The sequence below is a fragment of the Streptomyces sp. NPDC001315 genome (assembly GCF_042896175.1).
Classification (GTDB): Bacteria; Actinomycetota; Actinomycetes; order Streptomycetales; family Streptomycetaceae; genus Streptomyces.
This window is the reverse complement of sequence record NZ_JBIAWZ010000046.1, coordinates 1-10,315: the sequence shown is the minus strand read 5'-3', so window position 1 is coordinate 10,315 and position 10,315 is coordinate 1. Positions and strand designations below refer to the sequence as shown.

Sequence of the window (10,315 nt, the reverse complement as noted above, 5' to 3'; positions counted from 1 at the left end):
GGCTGCCCCTTTTGACCTGGCTTTCTCCTCCTCGGCGGCAGCCTTCTCCAGGGCGGTGAGGACGTCCTCGCCCAGGTGCATCCCAGCAGCGTCGTGGTGAGCGCGCGCGGTGGTGGAGTCGACGCTGACCAAGGACAGGTCTACCTCCCCCCGCTTCGCAGCTTCCGCGATCAGACCCTCCAGCAGGGCCTCGAAGACACCTGCGTCACGCCACTGCCGGAAGCGGTTGTGAACGGTCGACCAGGCGCCGAACTCCTTCGGCATCTCCCGCCACTGTCCGCCGGTCCTGAACCGCCAGATCACACCCTCGAACTGCTGCCGCAGCCGCTCAGGGTACGGGCCGTACTCGCCGATCGGCAGGTACGGCCCGATGAACTCCCATTCCTCGTCGGTCAGTTGCACTCGTGTCATGCAAGAAGATCTACCGGTCCAGACCTCGCCGCGAGGGCAATCCCACAGATTGATCGCGACTCGATACGCGCCCTAGTGCACGACTTCACCCAGACGCGGGCGGCCGGCCCTCTGGGTGAGGTGGTGTGCGTTGTAGCTAAAAGCTCGTGACCCGATCACGATCGGTACTTCTTCAGCCTCCAGCAGATGAGGCCGTAGGCCAATGAGAAGAAGGCGTCGTGGAGTTCGGTTCGGCGTTTCCAGCGGGCGGCCAGGCGCTTGAACTGGTGGAGCAGGGCAAAGGTCCCCTTCTGCACTGTCGCCTGGGAGTTGTGCCGCCGGGCATGCTCCCGGGACTCTTCACGGCCTTTGAGGGCGGGCCCGGGGTTGCGGCGGCGGGTTGCGCGGAGGCGGCCGCCAACGCGCAACAGACACCAGGCCGCCCCGATCCCCCGGCCGCACTGCCCGCCCTTCCACCCGCCGTCCCCTTCACCTCTTCTTCTTGTTCTTGGGGCCAGCGCGGGGTGTGCAGAGGGGTATGTGGGCTGGCGACCATGGCCAAAGAGGTGTGGTGACCTGCGGATATGCAGGCTTGCGTGCGGGAGGGTGCGGACGGTTGTGGGCGGGGGTTGTCGGCGGGGACTGCGGCCTGGTCGGGGGCTGTGTTGTCGCATCGTGTCAAGCCCGCATGGTCTCAAGGAGCTAGCCCGGGCGAAAGCGCAGTCGTGACGCGCGGTCGGCTGGCAGCCTGCTTGAGGGCGGCGCGATGCCGCCCGGAGCGCGAACCCCCACGGCTCCGGGCCCTTTCGGCACGAGCGAGGAGGAACCGGAGCCGGAGGAGGAACCGGGGCGGGCCGTCACGGCCTTTGCCTCCCACCCCGGTATCAGTCCGGCTGAGGGGACAGCGGGCACCGTACGGGCCTCGGAAGCTGCGCCAAAACTTCTTTCCCCAGGCGAGGGCCGTGGAGGGGCTCGACGTTCGTGGCGCTAGCATCGCCGAATGGAAAGATCTGGGTGTCCGTGCATCCTCTGCACGCAGTCGCCGCACGAAGCGTCGTGGGATCAGCGGGACCGGACGATAGCCGTCAGTACGCGGAACTATGGCTGGCATGTGATGGGAATCGCCGCTGACGATGAAGTGCCAGCTGGCTGGGCGTATTCCATCGGCCTGTGGCACACACTGCGCAGCCCGGAGATATGTGTCTTCGGCCTGGCGGTCGACACCATGATGCCCCTGATCAACGAGGCAGGAGCGGCTGAGCTGTACTGAGGTTTGTGGAGTCCCTGATGCCAGGGTTATGGTCCTGGCGAAGGAGATCCACCAGCACCATGGCAGCACCCCGTAAATATCCGGATGAACTGCGCGAGCGCGCGATCCGCGAGGTCCGCACCACCGGCCGCCCGATCGCGCACGTCGCGAAGGACCTCGGCATCCACAAGGAGGCCCTGCGCGGCTGGGTCCGCCAGGCCGAGGCCGACCGCGGCGAGCGGGACGACCGGCTCACCACCGCCGAGCTTGACGAGTTGAAGCAACTCCGCAGGGAAGTGGCTGAGTTGAGGCGGGCAAACGAGATCTTGAAAGCCGCCTCGGTGTTTTTCGCCCAGGAGATCGACCGTCCCCGGACGAGGCCGAGCAGGTGATCGACCACCTGCGTGACAAGGGTCTCGGGGTCGATCCCGTCTGCCGGGTGCTGGACCTGTCGCCGTCGACGTACTTCGCTCGCAAGAAGCGTCGGAAGTCGGCCCGTCGGCTCCGTGACGAGCAGCTGATGCCACTGATCGAAGAGGTTCACGCGGAGTCGGGCGGTACCTACGGCGCCCGCCGGATCACACGGGCGCTGGGACGCAAGGGCCACGAGGTGGCCCGCTGCACCGTCGAGCGGCTGATGACTGAGCTGGGCCTGGAGGGCGTCATCCGTGGCCGGCGGCGCCGGACCACGGTCCCCGAGCCGTCGGCGCCGCGTCCGCCCGACCTGGTCGACCGCGACTTCACCGCCATGCGGCCGGACCAGCTGTGGGTGGCGGACATGACGTACGTCCGGACCTGGTCAGGGTGGGCGTATGTGGCGTTCGTCCTCGACGTGTACTCGCGGATGATCGTCGGCTGGCAGGTCGCGAACCACATGCGCACGGAACTCCCGCTGGACGCTTTGGAGATGGCGCTGTGGAGGCGCCGGATCAAGAAGGACTCCGGTCTCGTTCATCACAGCGACCGCGGGTCGCAATACGTATCAATTCGGTATACCGACCGGCTCGCCGATATCGGTGCTTCAGCCTCCGTCGGGTCGGTCGCGGACTCGTATGACAACGCGATGGCCGAGGCGCTGAACGGGACCTTCAAGGCCGAGCTGATCGAGATGCAGGGCCCCTGGAAGGACGTCGACCAGGTCGAACGGGCGATCTTCCAGTGGATCACCTGGTACAACGAAGAGCGTCTCCACTCCGCGCTCGACTACGTGCCGCCCGCCGAGTATGAGGAAGCCTTCTGGCGGAGCCGGGAGCAAACCCCGCAGTCCGCCTGAACCAATCAAGATCGGACTCTACAAAACTCGGGGCAGCTCACGGCCGTGCGCAACGGGTCTCCTGTGATACCCGACCAGCGCCGGGACGACATCTTCGACAACTTTCCCGCCGTCATCCGGCCTGTGCACGAGAGCTGGTGCAAGCACTTCTTCGGCGCAGGGCTGGACTTCTATCAGGTCTCGCCGCTGCCCATGGCACAGCTGTTCTGGCCCGACAGGGATGGCCGCTTCCCGTGGGAGGACGGGGCAGCCGATTACTGTCGCGACAACCAACCTCTGCTGTGGATTCCCAAATCAGACACCCCTGGTGTGTGGGGAGCAATCTGACTCCCTGCTCACCAGAGGAGCCACGCAGGCAGGCACTGGAGGTCCCGTTCGTCCGCACGCCCGCGGGGGCGCCCGCAACCGTCCACAGCTAAGCAATACCCTGATCTGCGAGGGAAGTTCTCGCACAGCTTGTCAGCGGTGGTGGGCGAGGACGAGGCGGCCGGGTTCGTCGAGCTCGGCGGTGCACCGCACGCCACGGGCTCGGTAGGCCGTTGGAGGAAATACGCCCGAAGGGCGTCCGCCATGGCTGACCTAGGCGATGCCCTACCCGCTACGCGCGGGCGCCGAGGACGTTCAAGGGTTGGCACTCAAACGCAACCGGGCCGAGCAGGTTCTGGAGGTTGACGGGCACCAGACCCGACACCTGGTTCCCGGTCGACGACGCAGAAGTGAGTCCCGACCGAATTGCACTCTGTGGTTGCGGCGTGTGCCGGGAGCGTCAAAGGCCGTTCGTACAGTGGCGCGGTCCACCTGAACGCCAGGTACCACGCCCGCTCCACGGCGTGTGGGTCGACGGAAGACGGGATGGGACCTGAGGAGCGTGGTGGTTCCTGCCGGAACCGAAGCGGGTCGCCTGACCTCGGGTGCAACAATCATTGCCGACCAGTCCTAGGAGGGGATCGTGATCCGGATCGAACCGGTATGGACCTGGAGGAACTGGGTCCAGATTGCCGTTTTCCTCGCGTGGGGCGTCGTGGTCGGACATTTCGGTGGTGACGGCTGGTGGTTCTTTCTCAGCCTTCTCGTCTTGATCGCCCAACTCGCGTATCTGCCCCGCACTGCGCCGTTCCGCCGAATCAGGCCCGGCAACGCGGACTTCGGCGAGGGCACGTAGTCCGTGACTCTCGTCTGGGCGGGCGTCGGCGATCCACTGGGGCAGGCGGTCTGCGCTGCGGAGAGCCATCATCGTGGCGAAGGACCGGACATGCCCGGTGGCGGCTTCCAACTCGGGGCAGCGGGCCAGGATTTCCTTGAGTTTTTGCCGGTCGTCGTCGCTCACGCGGTCGGGGCGCCTGGTGATCCAGCCGGTCACCTTGCGGACGCCGGGCGGCCGTGGCGGCGGCGCGTCGGTCGTCGTGCGACGGAAGCGCCGCACGTAGTCACGCACGACGCCAAGCGCGTGGAGCAGTCGGCGAGGCAGGCAGGTCCAGCCACGTTCTGCGTGAAAATCGAAGGTACCAGAAGGTAACCAGCGGCTCCGTAACGTCTTCCGCGAGCAACGAAACCAGCACCAGATGCGGAGGAGTCACCATGCCACGAGTCGTCGTGTTCGACGAGTTCGGCGGGCCGGATGTCATGCACGTCGTCCAGGAGCCGGTCGTCGAGCCCGCCACCGGCGAGGTACGGGTCAGGATCGAAGCGTTCGCCGTCAACCCGCTCGACCAGATGATGCGTTCCGGTACCTCGCCCGCAACCGTCCCCCTGCCACACGCTCGCCTCGGCGTCGAAGGAACCGGCGTCGTCGACGCGCTGGGCCCCGAGACCACCGGTCTGAAGATCGGCGATCCGGTCATCCTCACGGCCATTCCGGACGCGAACACCAGGGGCAGCTACGCCGAATACACCACGGTCCCCGCGAGCCAGGTCGTCGCCCGGCCGGCCGGGCTCACAATCACGGAGGCGGCGGCGATCTGGGTCGCGTACTCCACCGCCTACGGCGCCCTCGTCGAGAAGGCGAGGATGCGGCCCGGCGACCACGTCCTCATCACAGCCGCGTCCGGCAGCGTCGGCCGGGCGGCAATACAGATCGCCAACCAGATCGGCGCCGTGCCCCTCGCCCTCACCCGGCACACTGCGAGGAAGGACGACCTGCTCGCCGTCGGCGCCGCCGCGGTCATCGCCACCGACCACATGGACATCGCCGAAGCCGTCCGCCACCACACCGGCGGGACCGGCGCCGACATCGTCCTCGACGTCGTCATGGGCCCCGGCCAGCAGGATCTCCTGAAGGCGGCCCGCCCCGGCGGAACCCTCGTCGCCGCGGGTTTCCTCGACCCCCGGCCCACACCCTTCCCGCGCAGCACGCCGCTCACGATCTTCAGCTACCGCAGCTTCGAGCACACCCTCGACGCCGTCGTGGTGAAACGCATGGCTGCCTTCCTGAACGCCGGTGTACGCCTCGGTGCACTACGGCCCGCCATCGACAAGGTGTTCGCCCTCGACGACGTCGTCGAGGCACACCGCCACCTCGAGAAGGGGCTCCACGCCGGGAAGAAGATCGTCGTCACGGTCTAGGAACGGACCAGAAGGAGCCGCCGTCAGGACCTGTCTGGAGTTGTGATCACGTGGCGGGAAAAGGGTTGGAGGGATGATGATCGTCCTGATAGCTTCCAGTCGACCGTGACACCGCCCAAGGAGGTGAGACCCATGAACGCTGTATCCATGTGGGTGCTCCCCCTTGCCGTCACGGCCGGCGATTGACGTAGGTGTCGCCTGGAGCGCCTCGACAACAAGGCACTCCCGAAAGGCAACACCTGTGCACTCTCTGCAGTTCACCGCCGAGTCGTCGTCGAACGGCATGCATGAGCGCGACTTCACCGTGGGCGGAATCCCCGGCGTCCTCTGGTCGTCGGCCTCCCATTCGGCCGATCATGCGCCCCTGATCCTGATGGCCCACGGCGGCGGCAACCACAAGAAACACCCGGCGATGTCCGGCCGCGCCCAGCGCCTCGTGACCGGCTGCGGCTTCCACGTCGCCGTCATCGACGCGCCCGGTCATGGCGACCGGCCGCGCACGGCGCACGACGAGGCGGAAATCGCCGAGCTGTTCCGGGCGAGGGCGGCGGGCGAGCCGGAAGGCCCGATCGTCGTGCGCTACAACGACCACCTGGCGGAGCTCGCCGTACCCGAGTACCAGGCGACCCTGGATGCCCTCCAGGAACTCCCGGAGATCGGCACCGACGGGCTGGTCGGCTTCTGGGGCATCAACATGGGCACCGCGATCGGCGTACCGTTCGTGGCGATCGAACCCAGGATCACGGCTGCGGTCTTCGGTCAGCACTGGCCCGATGTCCTGGGCCGAGAAGGCGAAGCAGATCACCATCCCGATCGAGTTCGACCTGCAGTGGGACGACGAGCACATCCCGCGCGAGGAGGGTCTCGCGCTGTTCGACGCCTTCGCCTCGAAGGAGAAGTCGTTGCACGTGAACTCGGGCAAGCACAAGGAGTTGCCGCGGTTCGAGGTCGACAGCGCGGTCCGGTTCTTCGCCCGGCACTTCGGCGGAACGGTCACCTCGCCGGCCTGACATGAGCGGTTGCGGCGTCCGGCATGCCAGCCGGGCGCCGCGACCGCGTACGCGCGCACCACGTCGGCGGCCGCGAGCTCCAGCTGCTGCTGGGCGTTGTCGGCGGAGGTGTGCTCTGCCACCGAACCTTGATCATTGCCATCGAAGGTCGATTGATCAGTGAGTTCGTGCCACGGAAGCTTGAGCGGCACGGCGTGCTGATGCGTCAGGGGTGGCGGTGAGGGAGCTCGCGGATGCGACGATGCGCTGCCAAGATCGGCGTCCCCCAACACTTCGCTACGCCGCCACTTCGCCAAACAGGGCAAGTCGAACAGGGCCCTCCGCTGGGGAGAAGCCGAATACGGTAACGGAGTTCAGATCAGCGGCCCAGTCGTGGAGATTGGCCATGTCGCGTCTATCGCGCTGATGCCGAGCCTGTGGTCAACTCCAGTTGTGCAAGCAGTTCTCACCGGCTTGGTCGCTGTGCTCGGCACGATCGTGGGGTCCGTTGTCACCTATATCTTCCAGCGCAAGACGGCTGAGAGATCAGAACGATTCGCGCGTGACGAATGGCTTCTGCAACAGCGAATGGATACCTACAGCGCCTTCAGTGAAGTATTGATGGACTTTCGTGGTGCTCAGTACAACCGCTGGTATCGCCTCCGCGATGACCCCAACGGCGAAGACGGCGCAGTACTGGCCGAGCAGACTGAGCCTTTTTCAACTTCAAGGCCGGGTTGGAGATCGGCTCGTGTAGCCTCCGGCGCATGTCTTCCGCGCTGGACCACTCGATGATCGACAAGATTGCGGCCGAGATCGACGATGAGCTGATCGGGATGCGCCGCGACATCCACCGGCATCCCGAGCTTGCCGGTGAGGAGCGGCGCACATCAGCACTGGTCGCCGAGCGGCTTCGCGCCGCGGGTCTGGCCATCGTAACCGGCGTGGGCGGCCATGGTGTGGTGGCGGTGCTCGACGGTGCGGGTGAGGGCCCGACCGTCGCCTACCGGGCCTACATGGACGCGGTCGACGACGACGAACTGTTCGACTGTGCCTTCGCCTCGCAGGTCCCGGGGGCGGCCCACTCGTGCGGCCACGACCTGCACACGGCGATCGGGGTGGGTATCGCCTTGGTCCTCGCACGGCTGCGGAAGCAGCTGAACGGCCGGGTCGTCTTCGTCTTCCAGCCGGCCGAGGAGACGTGCGAGGGCGCCCGGGCGATGATCGAGGACGGGGTCCTGGAGCGGACCGCGCCGCGGGAGATCTACGCGCTGCACTGCGGCTCCAATCCAGTCGGCACGTTTGCGGTCGGGCCGGGTCAGCCGGGGCAGGACCGCTTCCGGATCGAGCTGGCGGGGCCGGGCGCCGCCGACGACGCCAAGCGGCTCGTCGCCATGATCGACGGATTGTCGACCGTCGGGCGCCCGCAGACGCCCGGACAGCTCGAGCAGCTCATGGACGACATGCAGACCCCGGACGGCCAGCTGGCGCGCTTTGTCTACGCCCTGTCCCATTCGAGCTCGGGCGATGATGGCGCGCGCGTGCACGCCTATCTGCGGGCCTGGCCTGAGAGCCGGTACGCCGAGATCCGTGAGGAGGTGCGGCGCTGGGTGGATGCGCTGCCCCGTGGGCGGGTGGAGTTCACCGAGCCTCCGCTGCCCGCCATGGTGTGCTCGCCGGAGCTCAACGCGGCGGCAGCCTCGTACTTGCGAGGCGCCCTGGGTGCGGACGCGGTCATGGTGTTCCACGCGGCGTATCCGTTCAACGGCGAGGACTTCGCGTACTTCCTGCACCAGGTGTCCGGAGCGATGTTCTACCTCGGCGTCGCCAACCCGGAAGCGGGCATCAACGGGGTCCCCCACTCCCCGGACTTCGCTGCCGACGAGCACGCGATCGGGATCGGGGTCCGCGCGATGGCGGGGTTCCTGTCACACCGTCTCGATGCCCTCGCCTGAGCTGCATCCCGGTCGGCCGGGCAGCGCACCTCGCCAACGTGAGGTGCCAAAATGCTCGCTGCCTGCGCAATGTCCTCGCGTGTGCCCATCGCATTCCCCTCCCTGGCCTGCACGTATGACAGGGCTCACCCGCGTCCGGCGGCCACGCGCTGCTGCTGGCTCATCGGGCGTCCTCCGCGTCGAACGCGTCGAGGAGTTGACCCAACACGGCGACCAGGGCGCCCCACGACCCGTACACCTTCGCGGCGGACGCGGCGTCCGTGTCGATCGCGTGCGCCTCGCCGAGGAACCGCCGGGCCACCGTCCAGGCGACATCGGCTGGGCAGTACGCGGACAGGCGGTCACGCGTGTAGTCCGCGGCATGCCCCCATAGCGGCCCGTCGGTCTCGGGTGCAGCCGGGGCGTGGCGAGGCACCGCCAGTGCGCACGCTCCGGCGCGCCGTCCTCGCCCTCGACCGGGTAGAGCGTGCCGCCGATGCCTCCGCATACGGCGCAGGCCTGCGCAGGCACCTCGGCAAACTGGGGTGTCCTGGCGCGGTCGATGCATGGGACGCACGCGAACAGCTGAACGCCGGCGCGGTCGCCCACCGGCCGCATGACCGCTGCCTCGCTACCGCAGACGAGGCAGGCGCGGCCGTCCGCCTGCGCGGGCGTCAACTGCTCCGGGATGGGTACGGTGCTGCTCATGATCTGGACTCCTTGATCGGAAGGTGTTTCGGATCAAGGCCCGTTCCGATGTTCACGGCACCGGTACGGGCCGTCTCGTCTCCAGGACGGAGACCGACGCGAGTCGGGGGGCCGCGTGCCCTACAGGGCACAGTGAGCCTTTTCCGTCCCTAGTCTGAGCTGGCCAGATGGAGGGTGAGGACAGCCTGGACGAGGCTCGTGATTCGGGTTGTCGAGCAGCGGAGCTTGCGCAGGAGACACCAGGACTTGAGGGTGGCGATGGCCTGTTCGACCAGTCCCCGCACCTTCGCATGGGACCGATTGACAGCCTGCTGGCCCGTGGAAAGACGGTCCCACCGGCCGCGGTACGGGAGGCGGACCGTGCCGCCCGCGCCCTGGTAGCCCTTGTCTGCCCAGCAGGTGATGCCGGCCTGGGCGAGGGCGTCGATGATGCCGTGCTCGCGTGCGGCCCGAATGTCATGGACGGCGCCGGCCAGGGCTGGTGAAGCCCACAGGAGACGGCCCTTCGGGTCGGATATGACCTGCACGTTCATGCCGTGTTTCTTGTGTTTGCCCGAGTAGAAGGGCCGGTCGGCGGCGATCCGGTCGATCGGCAGCAGCGTTCCGTCAAGGATCAGGTATGCCTTCATCGATGCGGCCCGTACTGCTTCGGCGAGCGTGGGGGCGAGTGCGGCCAGGAGTTCGACGGCCTCGGTGACGTATCGGTAGGCGGTGGTGGTGCCGATCCCGAAACCGGCCGCGAGCTGGGCGTAGGGCTGGCCGTTGCGCAGGTGGGTGAGAGTGAGCAGGGCCTGTCGGCCCGAGCTCAGGCGCCGCCATCGAGTTCCGAGAGCATGAGGGTGTTTCCTCAGGCGGGCAGCGAGGAAGCGCAGGGTAGAGCTGGACACGTCGACGCCGGACGGGTAGACAAGCATTCGAAGCCTCTGGTGGAGACGGTTCTCTTGGTCGAAAACCCATCTACCAGGGGCTTCATCCGTTTGTCAGGCCAACTGCCCAGTCCGCACAGGAGGTTGGAAAAGGCTCACTGGCTCTGTTTGCGAAATGCGACAGCACCCCGGGGTGGGGGGGGGGGGGGGGGGGGGGGGGGGGGGCGCCCCCCCCCCCCCCCCCCCCCCCACGACCCGCTTCCACCGCCTCCTCCATGTCCCCCGGCTCACGGGTGCGCTCGAAGCACCTCAGCCGGGCGATGCCGAGATAGACAAGGTTGGTG

General features: G+C 67.3%; 10 protein-coding genes and 1 pseudogene. 8 read left to right on the top strand and 3 right to left on the bottom strand.

The annotated features are described in order from the left end of the window. Positions 1–411, bottom strand: a 411-nt coding sequence (locus ACFY16_RS42785; protein ID WP_390652641.1) for an IS5 family transposase, incomplete at its 3' end; no start/stop codon positions are given. Between the two features lie 979 nt (positions 412–1,390). On the opposite strand from ACFY16_RS42785, the gene ACFY16_RS42780 reads away from it, so the two are divergent. The 8 genes and pseudogenes from ACFY16_RS42780 to ACFY16_RS42745 all read left to right on the top strand — a co-directional run bounded on the left by ACFY16_RS42780 (position 1,391) and on the right by ACFY16_RS42745 (position 8,418). Beyond that, on the top strand, positions 1,391–1,660 hold the full coding sequence (locus ACFY16_RS42780) for a DUF4262 domain-containing protein (protein WP_390652640.1): 270 nt from the start codon (positions 1,391–1,393) through the stop codon (positions 1,658–1,660). 59 nt (positions 1,661–1,719) lie between these two features. Beyond that, a protein-coding gene (locus ACFY16_RS42775; protein WP_390652639.1) for an IS3 family transposase occupies positions 1,720–2,912 on the top strand; the annotation gives its coding sequence in 2 pieces (ribosomal slippage) (positions 1,720–1,990 and positions 1,990–2,912; 1,194 coding nt in all). Between the two features lie 45 nt (positions 2,913–2,957). Then, positions 2,958–3,239: a DUF4262 domain-containing protein gene (locus ACFY16_RS42770; RefSeq protein WP_390652638.1), complete on the top strand. Its 282-nt coding sequence runs from the start codon at positions 2,958–2,960 to the stop codon at positions 3,237–3,239. 622 nt (positions 3,240–3,861) lie between these two features. After that, on the top strand, positions 3,862–4,074 hold the full coding sequence (locus ACFY16_RS42765; RefSeq protein WP_390652637.1) for a hypothetical protein: 213 nt from the start codon (positions 3,862–3,864) through the stop codon (positions 4,072–4,074). Between the two features lie 416 nt (positions 4,075–4,490). Further along, positions 4,491–5,474: a zinc-dependent alcohol dehydrogenase family protein gene (locus ACFY16_RS42760; RefSeq protein WP_390652636.1), complete on the top strand. Its 984-nt coding sequence runs from the start codon at positions 4,491–4,493 to the stop codon at positions 5,472–5,474. A 241-nt stretch (positions 5,475–5,715) separates the two neighbouring features. Beyond that, a pseudogene (locus tag ACFY16_RS42755) lies at positions 5,716–6,484 on the top strand (alpha/beta hydrolase). Positions 6,485–6,856: 372 nt separating this feature from the next. Beyond that, on the top strand, positions 6,857–7,258 hold the full coding sequence (locus tag ACFY16_RS42750; protein ID WP_390652635.1) for a hypothetical protein: 402 nt from the start codon (positions 6,857–6,859) through the stop codon (positions 7,256–7,258). Beyond that, positions 7,231–8,418, top strand: coding sequence for a M20 family metallopeptidase (locus ACFY16_RS42745; protein ID WP_390652634.1), 1,188 nt, complete (start codon positions 7,231–7,233; stop codon positions 8,416–8,418). The genes ACFY16_RS42750 and ACFY16_RS42745 overlap by 28 nt, the downstream gene beginning before the upstream one ends. Before the next feature lie 160 nt (positions 8,419–8,578). Here the strand turns inward: ACFY16_RS42745 and ACFY16_RS42740 are convergent, their stop codons facing one another. After that, entirely contained in the window at positions 8,579–8,833 is a 255-nt protein-coding gene (locus ACFY16_RS42740) for a hypothetical protein (protein ID WP_390652633.1), read from the bottom strand. Positions 8,834–9,254: 421 nt separating this feature from the next. After that, a complete protein-coding gene (locus ACFY16_RS42735; protein ID WP_390652632.1) occupies positions 9,255–10,019 on the bottom strand; it encodes an IS5 family transposase in 765 nt (254 codons plus the stop codon). Positions 10,020–10,315: the final 296 nt, after the last annotated feature.

Bases quoted from the DNA above. Each gene is read 5' to 3' on its own strand.
- ACFY16_RS42780 (WP_390652640.1), top strand. From the start codon at position 1,391: ATGGAAAGATCTGGGTGTCCGTGCATCCTCTGCACGCAGTCGCCGCAC.
- ACFY16_RS42760 (WP_390652636.1), top strand. From the start codon at position 4,491: ATGCCACGAGTCGTCGTGTTCGACGAGTTCGGCGGGCCGGATGTCATG.
- ACFY16_RS42745 (WP_390652634.1), top strand. From the start codon at position 7,231: ATGTCTTCCGCGCTGGACCACTCGATGATCGACAAGATTGCGGCCGAG.
- ACFY16_RS42735 (WP_390652632.1), bottom strand. From the start codon at position 10,019: ATGCTTGTCTACCCGTCCGGCGTCGACGTGTCCAGCTCTACCCTGCGC.